Source organism: Streptomyces sp. NBC_01317 (genome assembly GCF_035961655.1).
Taxonomy (GTDB): domain Bacteria; phylum Actinomycetota; class Actinomycetes; order Streptomycetales; family Streptomycetaceae; genus Streptomyces.
This window is the reverse complement of record NZ_CP108393.1, coordinates 5,944,695-5,970,772: the sequence shown is the minus strand read 5'-3', so window position 1 is coordinate 5,970,772 and position 26,078 is coordinate 5,944,695. Positions and strand designations below refer to the sequence as shown.

Here is a 26,078-nt window from a genome sequence, read left to right as displayed (position 1 = left end):
CCCATTGTCCCCGCCCGACAAAATCCACGAAGCCGGCGGGGCCGCACACACCGATCGCGGCGCGTCCCGGCCGGGGCCGGCCAGTAGCGCCGGCACCACTGTCTCGTGGCGCCCCCGCCCCCGCCGGGAACCGCCGCGCCCGGCGGGACGTTCCCCGGCCGTCACGAGTACGGTCGTTCCGCACCGGCAGGCGCCGGCTCCCACTTCCCAGGAGACCCACCCATGACCACCGCAGCCACCCGCAGCAGCGATCGGCGGATCTCCCCGGTCTTCCTCGGGATCGCCGCCGTCATGGCGGTATCGGGATGGGCCGTGTGGACGGACTTCTCCGCCAACGCCGGGGTCGCCGTCTTCCTCTTCGTCACCGCCGCCTGGGTCGTCTCCCTCTGTCTGCACGAGTACGCGCACGCCCGCACCGCCCTGCACAGCGGCGACATCTCCATCGGCGGCAAGGGGTACCTCACCCTCAACCCGCTCAAGTACACCCACGCCCTGCTCAGCATCGTGCTGCCGGTGCTCTTCGTGATCATGGGCGGGATCGGCCTGCCCGGCGGCGCGGTCTTCATCGAGCGCAACCGCATCCACGGCCGCTGGAAGCACAGCTTGATCTCGGCGGCCGGCCCCCTGACCAACGTCCTGTTCGCGCTCGTGTGCACCGCGCCGTTCTGGCTGCACGCGCTCGACGGCGTGCCGGACACCTTCGTCTACGCGCTCGGCTTCCTGGCGCTGCTCCAGATCACCGCCGCGATCCTGAACTTCCTGCCGGTCCCGGGCCTCGACGGCTACGGCGTCATCGAGCCCTGGCTCTCGTACAAGATCCGCAGGCAGGTGGAGCCGTACGCGCAGTTCGGACTGCTCGCCGTCTTCGGCATCCTCTTCATCCCGTCCGTGAACGCGGGCTTCTTCGACCTGGTCGACACCGTCCTGAGCGGCCTCGGCATCCCGGCCGACACGAACATCACCGCCTGCGGCCAGAACCTCTACCGCTTCTGGAACGACCAGAGTCCCTACTGCCAGCCGCAGTAGGCACAGCGAGAAAGCGGGACGACTGCCAGCCGCAGTAGGGCGGCGAGAAAGCGGGACGCGCTCAGCCCGCCGCCGACACCCCGTCCGCCGCGCGCCGCGCCTTCGCCCGGCGCAGGTAGTACCAGGCCATGTTGGACGAGAGCCCGGCCAGCAGCAGCCACACGACGCCGAGGAAGCTGCCCTGGACGAAGGAGACCACGGCCGCGATCACGGCGAGGGCGCAGACGGCGAGAGCGTACAGAGCGAGGCGGGGCATAGCGGTCGGCTCCTGTCGGGGGCGAGCGGGGGGGTACTGCTTCCTGGGCGGCACCGCGGTCATTCAGGTCGTACGGGCCCAGTCTCCCCCACCCCGGGCCCGTACCCGGCTCCGGGGACCGTCAGACGTCCGTCACCCGCAGGCCCGCGTGCGCCTTGTACCGGCGGTTGACCGAGATCAGGTTCGCCACCAGCGACTCGACCTGGTGCGCGTTGCGCAGCCGCCCCGCGAAGACACCCCTCATCCCCGGGATGCGCGCCGCCAGCGCCTGCACGATGTCCGTGTCCGCGCGGACCTCGCCCAGCACCATCACGTCCGTCTCGATCTCCTCGACCGCCTGGTCCTGGAGCAGCGGCGCGGAGAGGTGGTGGAAGGCGGCGGTCACCCGGGAGTCCGGCAGCAGGGCCGCGGCCTGCTCGGCCGCGCTGCCCTCCTCCGGGGTGAGGGCGTACGCGCCCTTCTTGTCGAAGCCCAGCGGGTTCACGCAGTCGATGACGAGCTTGCCCGCCAGCTCCTCGCGGAGGGACGCGAGGATCGTGGCGTGCCCGTCCCACGGGACGGCGACGATCACCACGTCACTGCGCCGGGCGCACTCCGCGTTGTCGGCGCCCTCGACGCCGTACCCCAGTTCCGCCGCCGAGGCCGCCGCCCGGTCCGCCGCGCGGGACCCGATGATCACCTTCTGCCCGGCCCGCCCCAGCCGGTAGGCGAGACCGCGCCCCTGGTCCCCCGTACCCCCGAGCACACCGACCACCAGACCCGACACGTCGGGAAGGTCCCAGGGGTCCTTGGCGGGGGGCTTGGGCACGCTGCCGTTGTCACTAGAAGTCATACGGCGGAGCCTACTTGCCGCACCGTCCACACCCGCCCCGGCCGGTCCGCGTCCCGTTCGGGTGAGGTGCGGTGGAGTGGCGGCGGCCGGGGCGGGTGGTCGGGCAGGATGCGCCCCATGGATGCCGTACGTGTCGCGCTGTTGCGTGAAGTCCTGGCCGGTACGGAGTGGTTGTCGGCGACCCGGCGGTTCGCGGGGGCGCTGCGGTCCTCCGTGGTGCCGCACGGCGGGGGGCTGCTGCTGGTCGGGACCGAGGAGTACGAGCCGTGGCACCTGGCGGCGCACCTGGTGGACGAGGCCGCGTGGTCCGGGCAGCCCGAGCTGGATCCGACGCTCGTACGGCACCGGGTGCGGGACGGGGACCCGGCCCATCTGGCCGTCGGCCTGGGGCGGCTGGAGGCGGCGGGGCGCGGGGAGACGCTGCTGGTGGTGGCGCCGGAGCGGCCGGACGCCGGGCTGCTGGAGCGGGTGCACGACGCGCGGCGGGCGGGGGCGACCGTGCTGTCGCTCGACGGTGGTGACGTGGAGGTACGGGGCCTGGCGCACGAGGCGCTGACGGTGGTGGCGGCGGACGCGGCGCACGGCGTGGACCTGGACACCGTGCAGCATCTGGTGTCCGCGGCGGCCGGGGAGAACAGCCTGCCGGCCCAGCGCGGGAAACGGCGGTTCCGGGACCGGCTGTCCCGGCTGGCCGACCAGCTGACGGCGCCGCCGCCGTCCCGTTGGTGAGATCCCCGGTGAGATCCCTCACGTGGGGAGACAGGACTGCCCGCTGAAATACGGTTGCCCTCTACAGGCTTCCGGCCTCAGCATGGCCCCCTGTGACCAAGATGTTCGCCGCGCTCCTGCCGGATCTCTCCCCCCTCCGCTCCTCCCGGGACTTCCGGCTCCTCTGGGTCCAGGGGCTGGTGACGAACTTCGCGAGCTTCATGGCGATGATCGCCCTGCCGCTCCAGATCAAGGATCTGACCGACTCCCCCCTCGCGGTGGGCGCGATGGGCGCGGTAGAGCTGGTGCCGCTGGTGGTCTTCGGCCTGTACGGCGGGGCGCTCGCCGACGCCGTCGACCGGCGCAAGGTCATCCTGCTCACCGAGGCCGGGCTCGGCGTGCTGGCCGGGGTGCTGCTGGTGAACGCGCTGCTGCCGGAGCCGCTGCTGTGGCCGCTGTACGTGGTGGCGGCGGGAGTCTCCGCGCTCGCCGGGCTCCAGCGTCCCGCGCTGGACTCGCTGCTGGCCAGGATCGTCCCGCACGACCAGCTCACGGCCGCCGCCGCGCTGAACGCCGTGCGCTGGCAGATGGGCGCGATCGCGGGGCCGTCGCTGGCAGGGGTGGTCGTGGCGTTCGCCGGTCACGCCCCGGCGTACGGCATCACGATCCTGGGCTTCGCCGTCTCCGTACTGATGTGCCTGCGCCTGTCGCCCGCACCGGCCGCGCACGACGCGCAGAAGCCGTCGCTGCGGGGCATCGCGGAGGGCGCGCGGTACGCGTGGAGCAGACCGGTCCTGCTCGGGACGTACGCGATCGATCTGGCGGCGATGCTCTTCGCCTTCCCGAACTCGATCTTCCCGTTCCTCGCGGACGACCTCGGCGCGGAGTGGTCGCTGGGGCTGATGTACGCGGCGGGCTCGGTCGGCTCCGTACTCCTCAGCCTGACCAGCGGCTGGACCTCACGGGTGCGGCGGCACGGGCTCTTCGTGGTGTTCGGCGCGGCGGGGTGGGGGCTGGCGATCACGGCGGCGGGGTGGTTCTCCAACGTGTGGGTGGTGCTGGTCTGCCTGGCCTTCGCCGGGGCGGGCGACATGCTGAGCGGCCTGGGCCGCTCGACGATCTGGAACCAGACGATCCCGGAGGAGCTGCGCGGCCGGCTGGCGGGCATCGAGGTGCTGTCGTACAGCGTGGGCCCCCAGGTCGGGCAGGTCAGGGCGGGTGCCATGGCCGGCTGGACCGGCACCCGTCCGGCGGTGTGGGGCGGCGGGCTGGCCTGCCTGGTCTCGGTGGGGCTGCTGTCGGCGGTCCTGCCGAGGCTGGTGACGTACGACGCGAGCACGGACGAGGACGCGTTGCGCCGCCGCGCGCGGCAGGAGGCGCTCACGCCGACGCCGCCGACCGTGCCCGCACCGCCGACGACCCCGGCACCGCCGACGACCTCGCTGCCCGCGGGGTGAGGGGGCGGGAGGGCCGTACGCGCTCCCCGGCGCCCGCCGCCCCGTCGCCCCCGTCCGTCCCTCAGACCGTGCCGTCGACCTGCTGGGGCCGGACACGCCCTAGGGCGTGTCCGGCTTGTCGTGCCACTTGGGGTCGTTCTCCCACTCCGTGTTCCGCTCCTTCGCCGTGTCCATCGCGTGCTCCGCCTCCTGGCGGGACGCGTACGGGCCGAAGCGGTCCTTGGCCGGGCACTCGGGGCCCTCCTCGACCTTGCCGTGCTCCAGGCAGTAGTACCACTCGCCCGGCTTGCCCACCGTGCGCTTCTTGAACAGGGCCATGCCCGGCTCCCTTTCTTCTCCGTCGTCCATGACGTCCCTGACGCCATGCTGCCCCCCGGCCGCCGCCGCGACGCTGGTTAGACTCGCTCGCATGTCTGGCCAGTCGCTGCTCGTACCAGGGGAGCTCTCTCCCGCACGTTCCGTTCCCGGAAACATCCGGCGCCCCGAATATGTCGGGAAACCCGCTCCTACCCCGTACACCGGGCCGGAGATCCAATCCGCCGAAACGATTGAGCTGATGCGGATCGCGGGGCGCATCGCCGCGCAGGCGATGGAGGAGGCCGCGAAGCACATCGCGCCGGGGGTGACGACCGACGAGCTGGACCGGGTCGCCCACGCCTACATGTGCGACCACGGCGCCTACCCCTCGACGCTCGGCTACCGGGGCTTCCCCAAGTCCCTCTGCACGTCCGTCAACGAGGTGATCTGCCACGGGATTCCGGACTCCACGGTGCTCCGCGACGGCGACATCGTGAACCTGGACGTCACCGCGTACATCGGCGGCGTGCACGGCGACAACAACGCCACCTACTTCTGCGGTGACGTCGACGAGGAATCGACACTGCTCGTCGAGCGGACCCGCGAGGCGCTGAACCGCGCGATCAAGGCCGTACGCCCGGGACGCCAGCTGAACGTGATCGGGCGGGTCATCGAGTCGTACGCCAAGCGCTTCGGCTACGGCGTCGTCAAGGACTTCACCGGCCACGGGATCAACACGTCCTTCCACTCCGGACTCATCGTCCCGCACTACGACAGCCCGCACGCCACGACCGTCATCAGGCCGGGCATGACCTTCACCATCGAGCCGATGCTCACGCTCGGTACGTACGAGCACGACATGTGGGACGACGGGTGGACCGTCGTGACGAAGGACCGCAAGCGGACGGCGCAGTTCGAGCACACCCTGGTGGTGACGGACACCGGCGCGGAGATCCTCACGCTTCCCTGAGCCGCCTCGCGGGCCTCTCCGAGCGCGCGCCCCTGGTGGGAGCCGGGTAGCGTTTTACCGACAGGACGTCGGGAACCAGTTGACTTAGGTAAGCCTAAGTAGGAGGATCCGTGGTGGCAAGCCCCCGCGCTGCCACCGTGGGCACTTCCGGTGCTCCCGTCCCCCTCGGTCCCCGGAGGCCCGCCTTGGACGCACGCACCGTCACCGACAGCACACCGTTCTCCACCCTGATCCGCGTCGCGTCGCACGAACAGCACACCCAGGCCGAGACCTCGCCCTTCATGGGCGACCTGCTGGGCGGGCGGCTCGGGGTGGACGCGTACACCCGCTACACCCAGCAGCTGTGGTTCGTGTACCGCGCACTGGAAGGCGCCTCCGAGGCACTGGCGGACGATCCGGTCGCCGGTCCCTTCATCCGGCGCGAGCTGGCGCGCACGCCGGAGCTGGAGCGCGATCTGGCGCATCTGTGCGGTACGGAGTGGCGTACGGGCCTGGAACCGCTCCCCGCGACCGCCGCGTACGCGGCACGGGTGGAGGAGTGCGCCCGCGCGTGGCCCGGCGGATACGTGGCGCACCACTACACCCGCTATCTGGGTGACCTGTCCGGCGGCCAGATCATCCGCGACCGGGCGGAGAAGGCGTGGGGCTTCGCCCGTAAGGGGGACGGGGTCCGCTTCTACGTCTTCGAGGGGATCGCGAACCCGGCCGCGTTCAAGCGCGACTACCGCGAGCTGCTGGACGCGGTGGCGGCCGACGACCTGGAGAAGCAGCGGATCGTCGACGAGTGCAAGCGGGCGTTCGACTTCAACGGGGCGGTCTTCCGTGAGCTGGGGGACGAGTTCCCGCGCAGCGCGTGACGCGTGACGCGTCACCGGTGACGACGCCGGGCGGACAGGCGCCCGCCCGGCAGCCCCTCAGCCCCTCAGTGCGTCTCGTGCGTCTGGTGCAGCCGCACCCGGCCGCCGATCTCGATCTCGCCCCGGGGAGCCGGCGCGGTGAGGATCTGCGAGCCCCGGCCCTGCGTGATGTTCAGCGCGCGGCCCAGCTGTTCCGTGAGCAGCAGCGCCGCCGCCCCCGTCGCCTCGTCCTCCGCGATGCCGTCGTCCCGGCGCGGAAAGCCCCGGGCCCTGACGCGCCCCGCCGCCTCGTCCTGCCACGCCCAGGCGTAGAGCCAGCCCTCACCGGGCGGCGGGGCGGGCAGGGCGTCGACCTCGGCGACGGAACCGTACTGCCGGAGCTGCCGGGGCGGCGCCCATTCGGGGCGGGCGGTGATCCAGGTGAACTCGCCGTCCTGGCGCACCCACACCTCACCCGCGGGCGGGTTCACGGACTCCAGGTCGAGCAGCCACGCCGTCCCCACCAGGGGGTGGCCGGCGAACGGCAGCCGCAGGCCCGGGGTGTAGATGTCGACCACACCGCGCTCGGGGTCGTCGACGAACACGGTCTCGCTGTAGCCGAGTTCGGCGGCGATCGCCTGCCGGTCGGCGCGGTCGGGGTGGTCCCGGCCCTCGCGCACGACGCCGAGGGTGTTGCCGTGCCGGCCGTCGGCCCCGCAGAAGACGCTGAGTACGTCGATGTCATTCACCCGGGCATTCAAACACCCGGGGCCCCGCACTTTCGAACAGGACATCGACCCTGAGGAGCGGCCTCGCCGAACCGCACCTCGAAACAGGCGAATCGGACACCTTGACCTCCGCTTGACCCACCCATGGCCGGCCCGTGGAGCACCCGTGATCCCGCCGTGTCCGAGCCCGAGGACTGAGATCCGAATCACTGGACGAAGAGGGCAAAGTCAGGTAAGCCTTCGTTAAGTTAGGTCTGCCTCACCAACGTCCCCGTCCCTCGCCACCACCCTTGTGGAGTCCCGCATGCGCCCTGCCCGCCTCTCCGTCGTCTCCGCGATCGCCGCGGTGGCCGCCCTGACCGCCGTCACGGGATGCGCCGACAGGAGCGACGCCAAGGCCGGCGGCGACGCCGTCCAGGTCACGGCGAAGGACACCTCCTGCGACGTGTCGAAGAAGGAGTTCCCTTCGGGCCACGTCGAGTTGGCCGTCGAGAACAAGGGCTCGAAGGTCACCGAGGTCTACCTCCTCTTCCCGGACGACCGCATCGTGACCGAGCGCGAGAACATCGGCCCCGGCACCAAGGTCACGCTGACCGCCGAGGTGAAGTCCGGCGCGTACGAAATCGCCTGCAAGCCCGGCATGAAGGGCAACGGCATCCGCCAGAAGGTCACCGCGACCGGGGGTACGGCCGTCACGCGCAGCCCGGAGAAGGACGCCGCGGTCGCCGCGTACCGCAAGTACGCCCAGGAGCAGGCCGATGCCACGCTGCCGAAGGTGAAGGTCTTCACCGACGCCGTGCGCGCCGGTGACATCGAGGGCGCGAAGAAGGCGTACGCGCCCTCCCGCATCGGCTGGGAGCGCACCGAGCCCGTCGCCGAATCCTTCGGCGACATCGACCCGTTGGTCGACACCCGCGCGGACGGCCTGGAGAAGGGACAGAAGTGGACCGGCTGGCACCGGCTGGAGAAGGAACTCTGGCAGGACAAGAAGCTGAGCCCGGACGCCACGGCCCTCGCCGACGAGCTGGACAAGGACCTGGCCGACTGGCAGAAGCGCGTCGGCAAGGCGGTCATCACGCCGACCTCCATGGCCAACGGCGCCAAGGAGCTGCTCGACGAGGTCGCCTCCGGCAAGATCACCGGCGAGGAGGACCGCTACAGCCACACCGACCTGGTCGACTTCAAGGCCAACGTCGAGGGGGCGCAGCAGTCGTACGAGCTGCTCAAGCCGGTCGCGGGGAAGAACGACGCGGCTCTGGTCACCGAGCTGGACAAGCAGTTCGCCGCGCTGAACACGCTGCTCGACAAGTACCGTACAGGCGGGGCCGATTCGTACGAGTTCGTCTCGTACGACAAGGTCCGTGAGCCGCAGCGCAAGGAACTCTCCGACGCGGTGAACGCGCTCGCGGAGCCGCTCTCCCGGCTCGCGGCGGCCGTCGTCAAGTAGTCAGGCAGCAAGGCACCAGTAAGGCATTCGAGCAGCCAGGCAGGGGACGCGTACGCCGTGAACGACCAGACGACCGAAAGCTCTCCCGGAGCCGCCGACGGATCCGGCCAGGGCGCCGCGCCCTCCCGCCGCTCCCTCCTCGGCTGGGGCGGCGCCGGGCTCGCGCTCGGTGCCGTCGCGGCCGGCGGCACCGTCGCGGCGGTGCGCGGCGGGGACCCGACCGAGCCCGCCGCGGAGAGCGGCGCGGCGGTCCCCTTCCACGGTACGCACCAGGCCGGCATCGCCACCGCCGTACAGGACCGTCTGCATTTCGCGTCGTTCGACGTGACGACGAAGGACCGTGCCGAGCTGGCCCAGCTCCTCAAGGACTGGACGCGGGCCGCCGAGCGGATGACGGCCGGCCAGGCGGTCGGCGACGGCGCGTACGGCGGGCTCGCCGAGGCGCCGCCCGACGACACGGGCGAGGCACTGGGGCTCAAGCCGTCCCGGCTCTCCCTGACGGTCGGCTTCGGCCCGTCGCTCTTCGCCAAGGGCCGGTTCGGCCTGGAGGACCGGCGGCCCGACGCGCTGGTGGACCTGCCCGCGTTCCCCGGCGACAACCTGGACGCGGCACGCACCGGCGGTGATCTGTGTGTGCAGGCGTGCGCGGACGATCCGCAGGTCGCCGTGCACGCCATCCGCAACCTCGCCCGCATCGGCTTCGGCAAGGTCGCGGTGCGCTGGTCCCAACTGGGCTTCGGCAAGACGTCGTCGACGACGCCGGGCGCCCAGACCCCCCGTAACCTCTTCGGGTTCAAGGACGGCACCAGCAACATCGACGGGACGGACACGGCCGCGCTCGACCGGCACGTGTGGGTGTCGCGGAAGGACGGGGCCGGCTGGCTGGCCGGCGGGTCCTACCTGGTCGCACGCCGGATCTCGATGCGGATCGAGAGCTGGGACCGCACCTCCCTCCAGGAGCAGGAGGACATCTTCGGCCGGGACAAGGGCGAGGGCGCGGCGGTCGGCAAGGCGCACGAGCACGACAAGCCCAACCTCAAGGCGATGCTGCCGACCGCGCATGTGCGCCTCGCGCACCCGGACTCCCATCACGGGGTACGGATGCTGCGGCGCGGCTACTCCTTCACCGACGGTACGGACGGGCTCGGCCGGCTCGACGCGGGCCTGTTCTTCCTGGCCTACCAGCGGGACGTGCGGGACGCGTTCATCCCCGTACAGCAGTCCCTCGCGCGCTCCGACGCGCTCAACGAGTACATCCAGCACGTGGGTTCAGCGGTCTTCGCGATCCCGCCGGGCGTCCGGGACAAGGACGACTGGTGGGGCCGGACGCTGGTCTCCTGAGCAGAGAGAGCAGAAGGGACCCGCCGTGTTCGGCAATTACCTGATCGGTCTGCGAGAGGGCCTGGAGGCCAGTCTCGTCGTCTGCATCCTCGTCGCGTACCTGGTGAAGACGGGCCGGCGCGACGCGCTGCGGCCCATCTGGATCGGGATCTCGGTCGCGATCGTGCTGGCGCTCGCCTTCGGCTTCGGGCTCGAATACGGCTCGCAGGAGCTGACGTTCGAGGCGCAGGAGACGCTGGGCGGTTCGCTGTCGATCGTCGCGGTGTGCCTGGTGACGTGGATGGTCTTCTGGATGCGGCGTACGGCCCGGCACCTCAAGGCGGACCTGGGGGCGAAGCTCGACGCGGCGCTGGCGATGGGCACGGGCGCGCTGGTCGCGACGGCGTTCCTCGCGGTGGGCCGCGAGGGCCTGGAGACGGCGCTGTTCGTCTGGGCGTCGGTGCGCGCGTCGCAGGACGGCACGTACGAGCCGCTGACCGGTGTGCTGTTGGGGCTCGCCACCGCCGTCGTACTGGGGTGGCTCTTCTACCGGGGCGCGCTCAGGATCAACCTGGCGAAGTTCTTCACGTGGACCGGCGGGATGCTGGTCGTCGTCGCGGCGGGGGTGCTCGCGTACGGGGTGCACGACCTCCAGGAGGCCGACCACATCGGCGGCCTGTCGGACAAGGCCTTCGACATCAGCTCCACCATCCCGCCGGACAGTTGGTACGGCACGCTCCTCAAGGGCGTCTTCAACTTCCAGCCGGATCCCACCGTGGTCCAGCTGGTCGTGTGGCTGCTCTACCTGATCCCGACACTCGCGCTGTTCCTGGCCCCGGTATGGTTCGGACGGTCAGTTGGAGGCGGGGGCGGGGCCGAGGAGCAGAAGGCGACCGATGATGAGGCCGATGCGGGCAGTGGTGGGGCTGGCGGCGGTCGCGTCGCTGTCACTGACGGCGAGCGGGTGCGTGACGGTGCACGGGGAGCTGGCGGTCGTACCGTCGGCGAAGCGGAGTGAGGCCGCGCGGGCGCTGAAGGTCTTCACCGACGCGTACAACGCCTCGGACCTGGCGTACGATCCGGCGCTGGACGCGGAGCAGGTCACGGGCGCGCTGGGCGCGATCAACCAGGCCGGGCTGAAGTCGCGGAGCGTCACGGACCCGGCCGGCAACCCCCGGCACGTACCGCTGGAGCTGACCGACGCGAAGTTCACCATCCCCAAGAAGGCGGGCTGGCCGCGGTTCTTCCTCGCGGACACCGACAGCAACCGGGACGTCGACGGCGGGCCGCAGGACAACAGCTGGCTGCTGGTGTTCGTGCGCAACGCGAAGGACCGTCCGTGGGAGGTCGCGTATCTGGCGATCCTGTCCAAGGGCACGGTGCCGGCCTTCAAGACCGACAAGGACGGCTGGGGCGAGGCGATATCGCCGGACGACACGAACTTCGCGGTGGCGCCGAAGGCACTGAGCGCCGAGTACACCTCGTACCTGCGGACCGGCCGGCCCGCGCACTTCGCGCCGGGGCCGCACACCACCGCGTGGCGGACGGACCGTCAGAAGCGGGCGCGCGTCCCCGGGTTCACCCAGCAGTACGTCGACCAGCCCCTGAACGGCGGGGACTTCGCCCCGGTCGGGCTGGCGACGGAGGACGGGGGCGCGTTCGTCTTCTTCGCCATGCGCTTCTTCGAGCGGCAGACGGCGGCGAAGGGGCTGCGGCCGCGGGTGAGCGCAGACGTGAAGGCGCTCATGACCGGCACGGTGACCAACACCGTGACGAAGGAATGGATGTCGAACCAGGCGGTGGTCGTCCCGCGCGCCGGGGCGGGCTCCGGGACGGCCTCCGGCCAGGTCGACGTCATAGGCCGCTTGCAGGGCGTGACGGGGGCCGTGGGCTCGTAACGCGGGCCATCGGCGGGGTCGTTCAGCGGCCCAGGGGCCAGGCCACCGCGTGCGGGTCCAGTTCGCCGTTCTCGCCCGCGTACCGCGCGCACGCGTCCGTCAGGGTCTCCAGCAGTGTCAGGGGATCGGGCAGCGGCAGCTCGGGGCCGCGGATCCAGCGCACCGCCAGGTCGCCCGGGAGCCGCGCGGGCGGTACGAGGACGTAACTGCCCCGGCAGTGCCAGCGCAGCCCCGGATGCTCGTCCATCGTCTCGGGGTGGCAGTCCAGTTCGCAGGGCCACCACTCGTCCTCGTCCTCCGGGGTGCCCCGGGTGGCGGTGAAGAAGAGCATGCGGTCGCCGCCGGAATCGGCCACGGGGCCGACGTCCACGGACCGTTCCAGCAGCCGCTCCAGCGCCCGGCTGCCCGCTTCCAGCGGCACGTCCAGCACGTCGTGGATCATGCCGGTCGCGGTGATGAAGTTGGCCTGGGGCTGGTTGCGGGCCCACCGCTCGATCTGGGCGCGGTCGGTGGTGGACTGGGTCTGCCAGGCGAACGAGATGGGGTGTCTGGCCGGGGTCGGACAGCCGATCCGCTCACAGGAACAGCGGTAGCCGAGGGGATGGGCCGCGGGCGAGACGGGCATACCGGCGTCGGCCACGGCGAGCAGCAGTGCCTCCCGGTCCGCCGCCGCCCCGTCGAGCGCCTCGGCGCTCTTCTTGGCACGCCTGCGCAACCACTGGGGAATCCTGCTGTCCGTGCCGCGGTAGCGGCCGAAGTCGTCGCCCATCTATCCCCTCACACACCTCACGCCGGCCCCTGCGGCCTCACCCATGGTCGCACCATCCTGCCTCCCGGGTGGCCGCCCTCCCCAGCCGGGGGTCGGCCACATGTGAGCCGCCGGTGGCCCGCCCGGCCGACCGCCGGTCGGCCGCCGGCCGTCCGCGCCTCGCCCCGCCGGTCAGCCGCGCGGGGCGAGACCGTACAGGGCGTAGTCGGCGACGGCATCCGCGTATGCGTGGGTGAGCGGGAGGGTACGGAGCAGCCAGCGGTGCGCGAGGGGGCCCGCGAGGAGTTCCAGGGCGATACGGAGGTCGATGTCCTGCCGTACGTCACCGGCTTCCTGACCGGCCCGCAGGCGCTTCACGTAGAGCTGGAGCTGGGGTTCGAGGAGCTTGCGGGCGAACTCGGCGCCCAGTTCGGCGTCGACGATCCCCTCGGCGGCGAGCGCGCGTGAGGGGAGGTCGTACGCGGGATCGTTCATCTCGTCGACCGTGGCGCGCAGCACGAGTTTGAGGTCCGCGGCCAGGTCACCGGTGTCGGGGATCTCGTACATCCCCGCCCCGTCGGCGGCGGCGCGGGCGGCCTGCTCGGTGAGATCGAGGAAGGCTTCGAGGAGGACGGCGCCCTTCGAGGGCCACCACCGGTAGATCGTCTGCTTGCCGACTCCGGCGCGGGCAGCGATGCCCTCGACGGTCGTCTTCGCGTAGCCGACCTCGGTGACCAGGGCGAGCGCGGCGTCATAGATCGCCCGGCGGGACCGGTCGCTGCGGCGGGTGGAGTCGGGTGCCCTGCTGTCGGCCATGGCGTCAATCTACCAACGGGTAGAGGCGAGACGTATCGTCTCGACAGCTGACGGGGAGACCGGCAGGACCGCACCGGGAATCACCCGAACGGATCACGGGGCGGCGGGCGGCGGCCAGGCGTCGCCCCACCCCGTGTCCCGGGCCGCGCGGTACAGCGCGCCGTGCCGCTTGGTGACCGTCTCGCCGCGCAGTCCGTCCGACGGGGTGCACAGCTCCAGCAGCACCTGGCCCTTGCGGATCTGCGGCTTGCGGATCACCCGGTTCCGCACCGGCCGCGGTGCGAAGCGGACCGCCGCCACATAGCTGAACTTCTCGTCCTCGTACGGCAGCGAGCCCCCCTTCACCTGCCGGTGCAGGGAGGAGCGGGCGACCCGGGCGGCGAAGTGGCACCAGTCCGTGCCCGGTTCGATCGGGCAGGCGCCGTCGTGCGGGCAGGGCGCGGCAACGCGCAGCCCCGCGCCGATGAGCTGCCGCCGGGCCTCGATGATCCTCAAGTAGCCATCGGGGGTGCCGGGTTCCACGATCACCACGGCCTGGGCGGCCCGCGCCACGTCGGTGACGAGCGCGCCCCGGTCGCGCTCGGTCAGTTCGTTCAGGACGTACGAGACCGTGATCAGGTCGGTGTCGGGCAGGACGAGCGGGGTGCCGATCCTGGCGCGCCGCCAGTCGACGGTACGCAGCGCGGGGAGGCCGGAGCGTTCGGCCAGCTCCCGGCCGAGCGCGAGGGCGGGCTCCGCCCAGTCCAGGACGGTGGTGGTACGGGGCTCCGCCCACGTCGCGTCGGCCGCCCAGACCGCCGCGCCGGTGCCGCCGCCCACGTCCAGGTGGCTGGCGGGCACCCAGTCCGGCGCGGCGTCCGCGAGCGCGTCGAGCGCGGCCCGTACCGCCTCGAACGTCGCGGGCATCCGGTACGCGGCGTAGGCGGCGACGTCCGACCGGTCGCGCAGCAGGGGCGTGCCGGTCGGGGTGGTCCCCCGGTAGTTCGCGATCAGCCGCTCGACGGCCTGGGCGGCCTGCTTGGGCGGCAGCCCGTCGAGCAGGCCGGCGAGGGCGGTGCGCAGGGCGTCGGGGGTGGGAAGGGTGTCGGCGTTCACCGCCGAATCGTACGCATCTTCGCCGGTGCGTTTGGTTGCGCTTAGCTTGTTTTTTAACCAGTTCGTCGGGGTTTGGTGCCGACCTTGTGGTGGGCCGGTCGCTGGTATGCCTCGCTGCCGGTGAGGACTCGTCCCACGTCGTGGTGGGGTGCAGGTCTGTGGTTCTTCGAGCCGGGCGGGCGTCCAGGGCCGGGTGTGGTGGGTTTCGGTGCCCCGGCCGGCGAACCGGTCGTCGTGCGGAGGTTCCGGAACCCGCGCCGGACGCGGGCCGGTGTGAGTTTGTGCGGCGGCGCTGGCTTCTCCCACGGTCGGCGGAGGTCGGTCGCGAGGGGGCGGGCGAGGCGGAGTTGGGTGTGGGCGGCGATGATTAGCCAGGTCCAGCGGTCGGCGGCGGCCGAGTCGCGCAGGCGGGGCCGGGTCCAGCCGAGGGTCTGCTTGAGCATGCGGAAGGTGTGCTCGATGTCGAAGCGTCGCAGGAACGCCTGCCAGCAGCGGTCGACGTCGGCTTCGGTGGCGCCGGTGCGGGACCACCACAGCCAGACCGGCTTGTTGACCCCGCCGGACGGCAGGTGTTCGACTGACAGGCGGATGACGGTGCCTTCGATGACCGGCAGCGGGCCGTCGTGGTCGAGCCAGGCGGCCCGCTGGGTCAGCCGCGGGTGGAGCCGGTCCCAGGCCCGCGCGGTCGCCGTGCCGTAGAGGCGGGTGCCGGTGACCGTGACGGCCTGCTCCTCACCCCAGGTCGCGGGGTCGCCGAAGACGAACTCCCCGCCGTGCTTGGGCGGCCGTCCACCCTTCGGGTTCGCACGGAGAAACTCTTCCCGCGAGGGTGCCGGGCGGCGCATCACCCGGTCCGACCGTGTCCGGCCCAGGATCTCGACCGGCAGGCCGGACAGCAGGTGGGCGATGCGCGGGGCGTCGTATCCGGCGTCCAGGACGATCAGGACGTCCGGGTCACCCTCGCTCCACTGGCCCGCCGCGACGAGCCGTTCGACCACCTCGCCGACCTGGCGGGCGGTGACCGCCGCCAGGTCCGCGCCGGGGGCCAGCCGGACCGCGTCCAGGAACGCCGACCAGGAGGTGCGGCCGGCCTCCAGGGCGACGACCACCGAGTACGGCCAGCCGGGCATCATCTGGTGCTTGGCGTTGCCACGGCCGTAGGTGTGACAGAACGAGCGGTCCGGCACGGTCCCGGCGTCCGGCCGCAGCCACGGCGAGACGTCCACCGCCAGGACCAGCCGCCCGTCGCCCGCCCGCGGCAGCGGAACCCCGGCCAGCGCGCGCCGCAACCGGGCGACATCGAGCCCGCCGCGGTTCAGGCCGGCGTAGAGGGAACCGTGACCCCGGCGGTGCTCGGGTGCCAGGGCGAGGTCGACCAGCGACCGTACCGGTCCGTCGGTGCACAGCACGGCGTCGGTCAGCTCGAACAGTGCGTCCGCGCGGGCGGTCAGGCAGTCGTAGAAGTCGGTCCGGAACCGGGACAACACGGTCAGGGACTCGACGCGAACAGCGTTGTACAGCAGACTCACCCTCGCGGCCTTGGCATGATCAACAGCGTCTCGACAACGCACATGATCACACCAAGGCCGTACCACTGCCGCATCGCCCGTCAGGCGCCAACTGGCCTCTCAGGGACGGACGTTAAACAACAAGCTTAGTGCTTGTCCTCAATCGCCGGACGGGCTTGGTTGTGGCCTCTGCCCGGTGCGCGCGCGGGTTACTGATGTCCTCAATCGCCGGACGGGCTGGGTGTGTCGTGGTGGCGGGGGGTGGGGCCTGCGGAGGTACGTATGTCCGGACTGCATGTTTTACGGCGCCTCAGGAGCTCCGGACATTCACGGTAGTCATGCGCCACAAAACACGCTTTACGTCCGGACACACGCACCTCCTCCGACCCCACCCCCCTCACGCCGGACGGGAGACGCAACGACTCCCCGCCTGGGGTGGGCCGGGTGGTAACGCGGGCCGGGAAGGGGGACGGGCAGGGGTCGTGTCCGGAACGTAGAGCGTGTTTTGTGTCGCGTGGCTACCGTGAATGTTCGGGGTTCCCGAACGCGACGTAAAACATGCAGTGCAGGACACGGCCCCTGCCCGGCCCCCGGCAACAACCCGCGCATACGCAACCGGCCCGCAGCGGGCACAATCAAGCCCGTCCGGCGATTGAGGACAATCAGTAAGCCGCACCCACCCGCACCGGGCACGCGGCCGATCTCACCCCCGGGGGGACCATGAGACAGCGGGCCTTACGCCTGTCCTTGCTGGCCGGCAGCATCGTGGTGGCGTTCTTCGTCCTCCTCGCCGTCTACGGTGACCGCGCCGAAGAAGGCGGCGCCGAAGCCAAAGCCGCCCGGGGCGACGAGAAGCCAGGGGCCAGGAGCGTCGCGCCCCCGGCCCGGCTCACCGTTCCGCCCGTCTACGACACCGCACGCGGCTGGGAGATCACCGGCCCCGCGCCCGCGCCGGCGTACACGCCCACGTCCACGCTCGCGTACGCGCTCGCCGGGGTCGGTACCGCGACCCGCCTCGCCCACCTGGAGAGCGCCGGGGAGAACCGCTTCCGGCTGCGGACGCTCGACCCGGCGTCCGGCGAACGCGGCTGGGAAGGCACGCCCACCCGCGCGCTGTTCGCCCCCGGCCTCGCCCCCCGCCTGCTGGCCGTCACCGCCGCCGACGGCAGCGCGTACTTCGTGACCTGGTCGTACGGAAAGCTCGACGCGACCGCCCCGGCGCCCTCCGACACGATCGTCTCCCTCGACGTGTACGACGCGACGACCGGCGCCCGCCGCCGCGTCGAAGTGCCCTGGCCCGCCGCGCCCGTCGTGACCGCCGCAGGACCCCGCGTACTGATCAGCGACGGGAAGGCCACCGGCGCGGTGGTCGACCCGGCGACCGGCGGGGTGTCCCGGGTGGAGCCCGGCGCGCTCGGCCGGCCGAAGGGCTGCCGGGAGTGCGGCCGGCTGACCGAACTGCGCGCCGTGACCGAGCAGGGCGTACTGGTGGGCGGCGCGGCCGAATTCTGGGTCCGTGGCGGCTGGTTCAGCCGTACGGTCGCCCCCACGGGCACCGCACCCGCCTCCGGAGTGCTGTCATCCGTCGCACCGGGCCGGATCCTCGCCCGCTGGCAGGGCAAGAGGAAAGCGAAGGACACGGCCACGCACGAGACCTGGGCGGTGCACGACATGACCACCGGCAAGGTGCTGGCCCGCACGCGCTGCCGCAGGCCCGCGCTCGCGCCCGTCGACGCGCCGCAGCCCGCCCTCTCCCCCACCGGCCGCTACCTGATCGCCGGCCGCCTCGCCTTCGACCTGGCGACGGGGAAGGGCCAGTGCTTCGAGGAGGCGGACGGCACCGGTCCGCTGACCCTGACGGCCGTGACGGACGAGGGCACCGCGTACGGCGCGGCCCTGGCCCGCTCGGTGACCGACGCGCTGGCCGGCGGCGGCAGCCCGGTCGAGGTCGACCTGACGGCCGGGCAGCCGGAGGCGGTGGCGCTGGCCCCCAACGTACGGCTGCCGGGCGGGAGCACGGCGGGCATGGGCCTCTTCCCCTGGACGGACGCCCGGGACCGGCCGCACCTGACGGCGTACCCACTGCGCCCCTGACACACGCCGGACAGGCCCTACGGCGTCGGCCGCCGCCGCTGCCAGGGCCGTACCAACCCCAGGAAGCAGCCGATCGCACCGGCCGCGCTGACCACCTGGACCAGGGCCATCGGCGCCGCCGTCCCCTCGCCGCCGATCCCGACGAGCGGCGAGGCCACGGCCCCGATCAGGAACGACGACGTACCGATGAGCGCCGAGGCCGAACCGGCCGCGTGCGGAGTGCGCATCAGCGCCTGCGCGTTGGTGTTGGGCATCGCCAGACCCATCGCGGACATCAGGACGAACAGACCCGCGGCGACCGGGAAGAGCCCCACCGTGCCGAACACCCCGGTCGTCATCAGCAGCAGCGCCACCCCGGCGAGCAGGATGACCGCCAGCCCGAAACCGAGCACCCGGTCCAGGCTCACCCGGCCGACGAGCAGCTTGCCGTTGATCTGGCCGACCACGATCAGCCCCACGGAGTTGACGCCGAAGAGCAGGCTGAACATCTGCGGCGAGGCGCCGTAGATCTCCTGGACGACAAACGGCGAGGCCGCGATGTACGCGAACAGCGCGGCGAAGGCGAGACCGCCCGCCAGCATGTAGCCGGTGAACACCCGGTCGGCAAGCAGCCCGCGCATCGTTCGCAGCGCCTCAACGACACCCCCGCTGTGCCGCTTCTCCTCGGGCAGGGTCTCGTGGAGCCACTTCCACACCACGAACGTGAGCAGCGCGCCGATCACGGTGAGGACGAGGAAGATGCCCCGCCACTCGGTGAGCCGCAGCACCTGACCGCCGATCACCGGCGCGATGATCGGCGCGACACCGGAGATCAGCATCAGCGTGGAGAAGAACCGCGCCATCTCCACCCCGTCGTACAGATCACGCACCACGGCACGGGCGATGACGATCCCCGCGGAGCCCGCCAGTCCTTGGAGGAGGCGGACGCCGATGAGGAGTTCGACGTTGGGGGCGACGGCGCAGAGGGCGGTGGCGAAGACGTAGACGACCATGCCGAGGAGCAGCGGTCCGCGTCTCCCCCACCGGTCGCTCATGGGCCCGACGACGATCTGGCCGAGCGCCATGCCCATCAGGCAGGCGGTGAGGGTGATCTGGACGGTGGCGGCGGGCGCGGCGAGCGAGCCGGTGACGTCGGGCAGCGCCGGGAGGTACATGTCCATGGAGAGCGGGGGAAGGGCCGTGAGCCCGCCCAGGACGAGGGTGACGAGGAGCCCGGCCCGGCGGGCGGTGGGGCTTTCCGCGAGCCGCTGCGTGTCCTGGGGAGGTGCCTGGCGCCGGGACGGCGGCTTCCCCGCCGTCCCGGCCGGGCCCGAACCCGCCTCCTCCGGCGGCCTCTTGCCCGCGTCCGGCAGGAGTTGCCCCGGTCCTATGTGGCCTATTCGTCCCTCGGTGGTCCGCCCGCCGTCAGGCATCCGCATCTCCATGTCGTTGAATCCTTACCTATGCTCTCAGCTCAGGCGGAGTGGTCAGGACCTATTGATCCGGGATGCACGCGGCACCCACGAATACCTACGGATGAGGCAGGCAGCACATGACAGCGGAAGCGGAACAGCCGATACCGGCGACTCGGGCGACACCGGTGGCGGCCGGCCGGGCGGTGCGCTGGGGTGTCCTGGCGACGGGCGGGATCGCCGAACGGTTCGTCACCGAGGTCGGTGAACTGCCGGACGCCGAGATCGTGGCGGTCGGCTCGCGCGGTGACGCCTCGGCGAAGGAGTTCGCCGGACGGCTCGGGATCCCGCGCGCGTACGGCAGCTGGGCCGGGCTCGTCGCCGACGAGGACGTCGACGTCGTGTACGTGGCCACCCCGCACTCCGCGCACCGGGCCGCCGCCGGGCTGGCCCTCACCGCCGGGAAGCCGGTGCTCTGCGAGAAGGCGTTCACGCTCGACGCCCGGGAGGCGGGCGAGCTGGTGGCGCTGGCCGGGGAGCGGGGGCTCTTCCTGATGGAGGCCATGTGGATGTACTGCAACCCCGTGATCCGGCACCTGGTGGCACTCGTACGGGACGGGGCGATCGGCGAGATCCGTACCGTACAGGCGGACTTCGGCCTGGAGGGCCCGTTCCCGCCCGAACACCGGCTGCGCGACCCGGCGCTGGGCGGCGGCGCGCTGCTCGACCTCGGCGTCTACCCGGTGTCGTTCGCCCAGCTGCTGCTCGGCGAACCGGACCGGGTCCAGGCCGACGCGCTGCTCTCCCCCGAGGGCGCCGACCTCAACACGGGGATCCTGCTGGGCTGGGACGCGGGCGCGACGGCGCTCCTCACCTGCTCGGTGACGGCCGAGACACCCCGTACCGCCACCGTCACCGGCACGAAGGGCCGGATCGAGATCCCGGCGGGCTTCTTCGCCCCGGACCGCCTCGTCCTGCGGCGGTCGGGGGCGGAGCCGGAGGAGATCACGGAGGCCCGGCTCACGGGCGCGGGCGGCCTGTGGGGGATGCAGCACGAGGCGGTCGAGGTGATGCGCTGCCTGCGGGCGGGCGAGACGGAGTCCCCGCTCGTGCCGCTGGCCGGCACGCTGGCGGTGATGCGGACGCTGGATGCGGTGCGTTCGCTGATCGGCGTGCGTTTTCCGGCTGACGCGGGGCGGGCGTAGCCCGCGGGGGTGCGTGGTGTTCTCATGCCGGACGGGCGTCTGCGGCCCGGTGGTGGACGCGGCTTACTGATGTCCTCAATCGCCGGACGGGCTTGGGTGTGCCGTGGTGACGGGCAGTCAGGCCGGGCTCAGGCCCGGGCTGCCCGCCTCCGTCACGAAGGACGCCGCCGTTCTGACCGGGCCCCCCGGTGCCGTGACCACGTCCACCGTACGGAAGTCCGCCCTGGCGCGCGTGAGGCCCAGCTCGACGTTCACGTAGCCGCGCCGCCCGCTGTAGAACTTCATGTGCGGATTGGCGGCCATGAAGGTGTCCCAGTCAGCCGGCCGATCCTGTCCGTCTCTCCCGCTCGTGACGGACGTCGCCACGATCTCGGTGCCCAGCGTGCGGGAGTCCGGGTCGTCCCAGTCCTTCTTGATGTCGTACGCGTGCCCCGTGTGCACGTCCCCCGACAGCACCATGAGGTTCGCGAGACCGGCCGCCTCGGCCCCGTCCATCAGCCGCTGCCTGGAAGCCGGATAGCCGTCCCAGGAGTCCATCGACAGCTTGTGACCGGCGGTCGGGGCGGTACGGCGCCGGGCGAAGGTGACCTGCTGCGGTACGACGTTCCAGGTCGCCGCCGAACTCTTCCAGCCGTCCAGCAGCCAGCGCTCCTGGGTCTCGCCGGTCAGGGTGCGCGAGGGGTCCTCGGACTTCGGGCCGGGCACCTGCCAGCCGTCGCCGTACGCCTGGTCGGAGCGGTACTGCCGGGTGTCCAGCACGTCGAACTGGGCGAGCCGTCCGTACTGGAGCCGCCGGTAGAGCCGCATGTCCGGGCCCGAGGGCGCCTGGAGGGGGCCCAGCGGCTGGTTCTCCCAGTACGCGCGGTAGGCGGCGGCCCTGCGCAGTAAGAACTCCTCCGGGGACACGGAGTTCTCGGGGATGTCACCGGCGTAGTTGTTCTCGGTCTCGTGGTCGTCCCACGTGACGACGAACGGGTGCGCGGCGTGCGCGGCCATCAGGTCGGGGTCGGACTTGAAGAGCGCGTACCGCAGCCGGTAGTCGTCCAGCGTGACCGTCTCCCGGTTGAAGACGGCGGGCAGGGTGCGGTCGGTGTAGTCGCGGGCGCCGCCGACGGACGACACGGCGTACTCGTACAGGTAGTCGCCCAGGTGGAAGACGACGTCCACGTCCTCCTCGGCGAGGTGCCTGAACGCGGTGAAGTACCCGTCGTGGTACGCCTGGCAGGAGACGGCGGCGAACCGGAGGCGGCTCACCAGCGCGCCGGGCGCGGGGGCGGTACGGGTCCGCCCCGCCGGACTGATCCACGTACCGGTACGGAAGCGGAACCAGTACACGCGGTCGGGGTCGAGGCCCCGCACGTCGACGTGCACGCTGTGGTGGAACTCGGGGTGCGCGGTCGCCTCGCCCCGCGCCACGACCCTGGCGAACCCGGCGTCGGCGGCGACCTCCCAGCCGACGGCGACGCGCTCGGGAGGCAGGCCGCTGTCGGGTACGTACGGGTCGGGCGCGAGCCTCGTCCAGAGCAGGACGCCGTCGGGGCGGGGGTCGCCGGAGGCCACGCCGAGGGTGAACGGGTCCGCCGCGACCTTCCGGGCGTCCAGCTCGGCGGCGCCCGCGACACCGGCGGCGGGAAGGTTCACGGCGAAGGCGAGCGCGACGGCCCCGGCGCTCGCGCCGGTGAGGAGGCGGCGGCGGGGGAGGCCTCTGGCCCGCGCCAGGGCCGCGAGGCGCTGCGCGGCGGCCCTGAGTTCGGGTGCGTGGCGGTGTGCGGCGGTCATGTGCCCCTCCCCTGACGGCTCCCCCGACGACGGTCCGTGCCTCGCCTATCTGTACCTCAACTACGCTGCGGGCCCATGAACGCCATGCGGGAGATCAACTCCAAGCACAAGATCGCACTAGTGACGGGCGCGGGTTCGGGCATCGGACGCGCGGTGTCGCTCGCGCTGGGGCGTGCGGGGTGGTCGCTGGTGCTGGCGGGCCGGACGGCCTCTGCGTTGACGGAGACGGCGGAGGCGCTCGCCCGCGCGACGGGCGGTGACGACGTGCTGGCCGTCCCCACGGACGTGACCCTCCCCGAGGAGGTGGACGCGCTCTTCGCGGCGGCGCGGGAACGGTACGGGCGGCTGGACCTGCTCTTCAACAACGCGGGCACGTTCGGGCCCGGCGGCGTGCCCGTGGACGAGCTGCCGTTCTCGGCGTGGCGGAAGGTCGTGGACACGAACCTGACCGGCAGCTTCCTGTGCGCGCAGGCGGCGTTCCGCCAGATGAAGGCGCAGGATCCGCAGGGCGGCCGCATCATCAACAACGGCTCGGTCTCGGCACACGCGCCCCGCCCGGACTCCATCGCGTACACCGCCACGAAGCACGCCGTGACCGGCCTGACGAAGTCCCTGTCCCTGGACGGCCGCGCGTACCGCATCGCGTGCGGCCAGATCGACATCGGCAACGCGGCGACGGACATGACGGAACGCATGCGGCGGGGCGTGCCGCAGGCGAACGGGGAGGTGGCGGTGGAGCCGGTCATGGACGTGGGGGATGTGGCGGGGGTGGTGGCGCATATGGCGGGGCTGCCGCTGTCGGCGAATGTGCAGTTCGCGACGGTGATGGCGGCGGGGATGCCGTTGATTGGGCGTGGGTGACGTTTCGCCCCGTGGGCGGCGCGGGTTACTGATGTCCTCAATCGCCGGACGGGCTGGGTGTGTCGTGGTGGCGGGGGGTGAGCTGAACGACCCCGCCGGCCCGGGGAGCCTCACCTCCGCCCGGTGGACGGTGCCGCTTACCAACGTCCTCAATCGCCGGACGGGCTTGATTGTGGCCCTGCGCGGTGCTCGGGCGCGGCTTACCGATGTCCTCAAACGCCGGACAGGCTGGATTTTGGCCTCTGCCCGGTGCCGGGTGCGGCTTACGGATGTCCTCAAACGCCGGACGGGCTTGATTTGCCTTGACGCGGGCGTGGAAGGGGGACGGGCAGGGGTCGTGTCCGGAACGTAAAGCGTGTTTTGTGTCGCGTGACTACCGTGAATGTCCGAAGTCCCCGAACGCGACGTAAAACATGCAGTGCAGGACACGACCCCTGCCCGGCCCCCGGCAACAACCCGCACCCAAACCACCGGCCCGCAGCGGCACCATCAAGCCCGTCCGGCGATTGAGGACAATCAGTAACCCGCACCCGCCCGCACCGGGCAGACGCCACAAATAAAGCCCGTCCGGCGATTGAGGACAACACGAACCGCAACCCGGTCACCCAGACGCGCGGCCCACCGGCCCCAGAACGCCCGTCCGGCGATTGAGGACAAAGCCGGCCGCCAGGGTCAACACCTGGGCCCCCCGGAATGCCCGGACAGGGCCCCCGCGTTAACGTGACATGCCCGACCACACCACCACCCCGCTCCGATACACCGCCTTCTCCGCCGACCCCGCCGGAGGCAACCCCGCCGGTGTCGTCCTCGACGCCACCCACCTCGCCGACAGCGACATGCTCGCCATCGCGAAAGACCTCGGCTACAGCGAAACCGCGTTCCTGACCGCGCCGCCCGACGACCTCGGCGAGCCCGGACGCGCCCACACCGTCCGGTACTTCAGCCCCCGCGCCGAAGTACCGTTCTGCGGCCACGCCACCGTCGCCACCGCCGTGGCCCTCGCCGACCGCATCGGCCCCGGGGACCTCGTGTTCGCGACCCGCGCCGGTACCGTGCCGGTCACGGTCACCCGCACGCCGGACGGGACCCTGCGCGCCACGCTGACCAGCGTCGAGCCGTACGTCACAGACGTGACCGACGCCGACGTCAAGGAGGCCCTCGCCGCGCTCGGCTGGGCGGCCGCCGACCTCGACCCCGCCCTCCCGGCCCGCATCGCGTTCGCCGGCGCCCGCCACCTCGTGCTCGCCGCCGCGACCCGCGCCCGCCTTGCGGACCTGGCGTACGACTTCGACCGCCTCGAATCGCTGATGCGGCGCCTCGACCTGACGACCGTTCAGCTCGTCTGGCGCGAGTCGGCGGACGTGTTCCACGTGAGGGACCCGTTCCCCGTCGGCGGCGTCGTCGAGGACCCGGCGACCGGCGCCGCGGCGGCCGCGTTCGGCGCGTACGCCCGCGAGTTGGGCGTCGTACCGGACGCGGCGACCCTCACCCTGCACCAGGGCGCCGACATGGGCCGCCCCGGCGTGCTGACGGTGGAGCTGCGGGCGGGCGACGCGCGCGTCCGGGTGGGCGGCACGGGCGCCCGAATCCCCGACGAGGCGGGGGCCGGCGACGGGGACAAGAACAAGGACAAGGATGGAGGCACGGGCGAAGACGCGCGGTAGCCGTCTACGCCGCCAACAGCCGCGCGATCTCCGTCAACTGCCCCTCCCCCAGCGGACCGTACGCCAGCGCCCCCGCGTTCTCCTCCGCCTGGGCCACCGACCGGAAGCCCGGGATCGGTACGGTGTGGGGGCTGCGCGCCCAGAGCCAGGCCAGCGCGCCCTGCGCGAGCGTGCGGCCCTCGCTGGTGAGGATGTCCCGTACGGCCTCCACCCGCGCCGACCACTCCGGCACCGGCACCCCGCCCGCGGCGAACCACTGGAGCCACGCCGGCGGCACCACACGGATGTCACCGGCCTCACCCCGGCCCCCGGTGCGGTACTTCTCGGTGAGCAGCCCCATCGCGAGGGGGCTGCGGTTGACGCTCGCGAGGTCGCGCTCCGCGCAGAGGGCGAGCATCGCGGGCGCGTCCAGGAGGACGTTGCACGCGTGCTGCACGGCCGCGCAGTGCTCCCCGTCCGCGAAGAGCGCGGCGCGCTCGGGATCGTCGGTGCTCCACGCGTACGCGCGGATCAGCCCTTCCCGTACGAACTCCTCGCAGGCGTCGCGCAGTTCGGCGGCCTCCTCCAACGGGGCGTCGGACAGGTGCAGTTGGAACAGGTCGACGCGATCCGTACCGAGCCGCCGCAGCGACGCGGTCAGCGCCTGACGCGCGAAGGCGGGTGAAGTGTCGCTGCCGGTGACGGACTTGGCGGACTCGTCGAAGACGTTGCCCCACTTGGTCGCGATCACGACCTCGTCGCGCCGGCCCCGCAGCGCCCGGCCGAGGACACGTTCGCTGTGCCCGGCGCCGTACACGTCCGCCGTGTCGAAGAAGGTGATACCGAGGTCGAGCGCCCGGTGGACCGCGGCGACGGACTCGTTGTCGTCCACCGTGCCCCAGCCGAGCGGATTGCCCTGGCCGTCCTGCCACTCCCCGCCGATGGCCCAGCAGCCGAAACCGAGTGCGCTGACGGTGATCCCGCTGCGTCCCAGCGGCCTGGTCCGTATCGCTGTCGCTTCCATGGGAGGGAGCGTACGAGTTGGAGTGCGGGCGAAGTCCAGGGCGCGGCCCGGACCGGCTGCCCGTACACACCGAGCCATGGGGGAACCGTTCGCGGCGGGGGCCTCGGCGGTCACGCGCCCGGCCCCCCGCCGGCGCGGG

24 protein-coding genes are annotated in these 26,078 nt (G+C 72.1%); 13 read left to right on the top strand and 11 right to left on the bottom strand.

Annotation, left to right across the window (positions count from 1 at the left end; genetic code table 11):
• Positions 1 to 222 precede the first annotated feature (222 nt).
• The gene (locus OG349_RS25960) at positions 223 to 1,026 is read left to right on the top strand and encodes a site-2 protease family protein (RefSeq protein WP_327236883.1); all 804 of its coding nucleotides are present in this window, start codon (positions 223 to 225) and stop codon (positions 1,024 to 1,026) included.
• Between the two features lie 61 nt (positions 1,027 to 1,087).
• Here OG349_RS25960 and OG349_RS25955 read toward each other — a convergent pair whose 3' ends face one another.
• Both OG349_RS25955 and npdG read right to left on the bottom strand, forming a co-directional pair.
• On the bottom strand, positions 1,088 to 1,345 hold the full coding sequence (locus OG349_RS25955) for a hypothetical protein (protein WP_442806313.1): 258 nt from the start codon (positions 1,343 to 1,345) through the stop codon (positions 1,088 to 1,090).
• 58 nt (positions 1,346 to 1,403) lie between these two features.
• Entirely contained in the window at positions 1,404 to 2,114 is a 711-nt protein-coding gene (gene npdG, locus OG349_RS25950) for an NADPH-dependent F420 reductase (RefSeq protein WP_327236881.1), read from the bottom strand.
• Positions 2,115 to 2,231: 117 nt separating this feature from the next.
• Between npdG and OG349_RS25945 the strand changes: the two genes are divergently transcribed.
• Together OG349_RS25945 and OG349_RS25940 are read left to right on the top strand one after the other, a co-directional pair.
• Positions 2,232 to 2,843: a hypothetical protein gene (locus OG349_RS25945; protein ID WP_327236880.1), complete on the top strand. Its 612-nt coding sequence runs from the start codon at positions 2,232 to 2,234 to the stop codon at positions 2,841 to 2,843.
• Positions 2,844 to 2,944: 101 nt separating this feature from the next.
• A complete protein-coding gene (locus OG349_RS25940) occupies positions 2,945 to 4,279 on the top strand; it encodes an MFS transporter (protein WP_327238727.1) in 1,335 nt (444 codons plus the stop codon).
• A 99-nt stretch (positions 4,280 to 4,378) separates the two neighbouring features.
• Here OG349_RS25940 and OG349_RS25935 read toward each other — a convergent pair whose 3' ends face one another.
• Positions 4,379 to 4,597: a hypothetical protein gene (locus OG349_RS25935; protein ID WP_327236879.1), complete on the bottom strand. Its 219-nt coding sequence runs from the start codon at positions 4,595 to 4,597 to the stop codon at positions 4,379 to 4,381.
• Between the two features lie 91 nt (positions 4,598 to 4,688).
• On the opposite strand from OG349_RS25935, the gene map reads away from it, so the two are divergent.
• Both map and OG349_RS25925 read left to right on the top strand, forming a co-directional pair.
• Entirely contained in the window at positions 4,689 to 5,546 is an 858-nt protein-coding gene (map, locus tag OG349_RS25930) for a type I methionyl aminopeptidase (RefSeq protein ID WP_327236878.1), read from the top strand.
• Between the two features lie 185 nt (positions 5,547 to 5,731).
• Positions 5,732 to 6,403, top strand: a complete 672-nt coding sequence (locus OG349_RS25925) for a biliverdin-producing heme oxygenase (protein WP_327236877.1) — start codon at positions 5,732 to 5,734, stop codon at positions 6,401 to 6,403.
• A 65-nt stretch (positions 6,404 to 6,468) separates the two neighbouring features.
• On the opposite strand, the gene OG349_RS25920 is transcribed toward OG349_RS25925, so the two are convergent.
• Complete coding sequence (locus tag OG349_RS25920; RefSeq protein ID WP_327236876.1) at positions 6,469 to 7,131, bottom strand: PhzF family phenazine biosynthesis protein; 663 nt, start codon at positions 7,129 to 7,131, stop codon at positions 6,469 to 6,471.
• 283 nt (positions 7,132 to 7,414) lie between these two features.
• Here OG349_RS25920 and efeO point away from each other — a divergent pair, with 283 nt between their 5' ends.
• Genes efeO through OG349_RS25900 form a run of 4 tightly spaced genes read left to right on the top strand, consistent with a single transcriptional unit; the run spans position 7,415 to position 11,775 of the window.
• Positions 7,415 to 8,557 carry an iron uptake system protein EfeO gene (gene efeO, locus OG349_RS25915; RefSeq protein WP_327236875.1) on the top strand — a complete coding sequence of 381 codons (1,143 nt, stop codon included), beginning with the start codon at positions 7,415 to 7,417 and terminating at the stop codon, positions 8,555 to 8,557.
• 57 nt (positions 8,558 to 8,614) lie between these two features.
• Complete coding sequence (gene efeB / locus OG349_RS25910; protein WP_327236874.1) at positions 8,615 to 9,898, top strand: iron uptake transporter deferrochelatase/peroxidase subunit; 1,284 nt, start codon at positions 8,615 to 8,617, stop codon at positions 9,896 to 9,898.
• A 25-nt stretch (positions 9,899 to 9,923) separates the two neighbouring features.
• Entirely contained in the window at positions 9,924 to 10,895 is a 972-nt protein-coding gene (gene efeU / locus OG349_RS25905; protein WP_327236873.1) for an iron uptake transporter permease EfeU, read from the top strand.
• Positions 10,777 to 11,775 carry a hypothetical protein gene (locus OG349_RS25900; RefSeq protein ID WP_442806420.1) on the top strand — a complete coding sequence of 333 codons (999 nt, stop codon included), beginning with the start codon at positions 10,777 to 10,779 and terminating at the stop codon, positions 11,773 to 11,775. The genes efeU and OG349_RS25900 overlap by 119 nt, the downstream gene beginning before the upstream one ends.
• Before the next feature lie 22 nt (positions 11,776 to 11,797).
• On the opposite strand, the gene OG349_RS25895 is transcribed toward OG349_RS25900, so the two are convergent.
• The 4 genes from OG349_RS25895 to OG349_RS25880 form a co-directional block, all read right to left on the bottom strand.
• Entirely contained in the window at positions 11,798 to 12,544 is a 747-nt protein-coding gene (locus OG349_RS25895) for a bifunctional DNA primase/polymerase (RefSeq protein ID WP_327236871.1), read from the bottom strand.
• 171 nt (positions 12,545 to 12,715) lie between these two features.
• Positions 12,716 to 13,339 carry a TetR/AcrR family transcriptional regulator gene (locus OG349_RS25890; RefSeq protein WP_327236870.1) on the bottom strand — a complete coding sequence of 208 codons (624 nt, stop codon included), beginning with the start codon at positions 13,337 to 13,339 and terminating at the stop codon, positions 12,716 to 12,718.
• A gap of 93 nt (positions 13,340 to 13,432) precedes the next feature.
• A complete protein-coding gene (locus OG349_RS25885) occupies positions 13,433 to 14,434 on the bottom strand; it encodes a small ribosomal subunit Rsm22 family protein (protein ID WP_327236869.1) in 1,002 nt (333 codons plus the stop codon).
• Between the two features lie 53 nt (positions 14,435 to 14,487).
• Positions 14,488 to 15,963, bottom strand: a complete 1,476-nt coding sequence (locus OG349_RS25880; protein WP_327236868.1) for an NF041680 family putative transposase — start codon at positions 15,961 to 15,963, stop codon at positions 14,488 to 14,490.
• 699 nt (positions 15,964 to 16,662) lie between these two features.
• Here OG349_RS25880 and OG349_RS25875 point away from each other — a divergent pair.
• Entirely contained in the window at positions 16,663 to 18,036 is a 1,374-nt protein-coding gene (locus OG349_RS25875; protein ID WP_327236867.1) for a hypothetical protein, read from the top strand.
• A 17-nt stretch (positions 18,037 to 18,053) separates the two neighbouring features.
• Here the strand turns inward: OG349_RS25875 and OG349_RS25870 are convergent, their stop codons facing one another.
• Positions 18,054 to 19,460 carry a multidrug effflux MFS transporter gene (locus OG349_RS25870; protein WP_327236866.1) on the bottom strand — a complete coding sequence of 469 codons (1,407 nt, stop codon included), beginning with the start codon at positions 19,458 to 19,460 and terminating at the stop codon, positions 18,054 to 18,056.
• Between the two features lie 107 nt (positions 19,461 to 19,567).
• Between OG349_RS25870 and OG349_RS25865 the strand changes: the two genes are divergently transcribed.
• Positions 19,568 to 20,632: a Gfo/Idh/MocA family protein gene (locus tag OG349_RS25865; protein WP_327236865.1), complete on the top strand. Its 1,065-nt coding sequence runs from the start codon at positions 19,568 to 19,570 to the stop codon at positions 20,630 to 20,632.
• A 117-nt stretch (positions 20,633 to 20,749) separates the two neighbouring features.
• Here OG349_RS25865 and OG349_RS25860 read toward each other — a convergent pair whose 3' ends face one another.
• On the bottom strand, positions 20,750 to 22,411 hold the full coding sequence (locus tag OG349_RS25860; protein ID WP_327236864.1) for an alkaline phosphatase D family protein: 1,662 nt from the start codon (positions 22,409 to 22,411) through the stop codon (positions 20,750 to 20,752).
• Between the two features lie 75 nt (positions 22,412 to 22,486).
• Between OG349_RS25860 and OG349_RS25855 the strand changes: the two genes are divergently transcribed.
• Positions 22,487 to 23,272 (top strand): SDR family oxidoreductase, encoded by a 786-nt coding sequence (locus tag OG349_RS25855; protein WP_327236863.1) that lies wholly within the window; start codon positions 22,487 to 22,489, stop codon positions 23,270 to 23,272.
• A 725-nt stretch (positions 23,273 to 23,997) separates the two neighbouring features.
• Positions 23,998 to 24,936: a PhzF family phenazine biosynthesis isomerase gene (locus OG349_RS25850; protein ID WP_327236862.1), complete on the top strand. Its 939-nt coding sequence runs from the start codon at positions 23,998 to 24,000 to the stop codon at positions 24,934 to 24,936.
• A 4-nt stretch (positions 24,937 to 24,940) separates the two neighbouring features.
• Here the strand turns inward: OG349_RS25850 and OG349_RS25845 are convergent, their stop codons facing one another.
• Positions 24,941 to 25,939, bottom strand: a complete 999-nt coding sequence (locus tag OG349_RS25845) for an aldo/keto reductase (protein WP_327236861.1) — start codon at positions 25,937 to 25,939, stop codon at positions 24,941 to 24,943.
• Between the last annotated feature and the right edge of the window lie 139 nt (positions 25,940 to 26,078).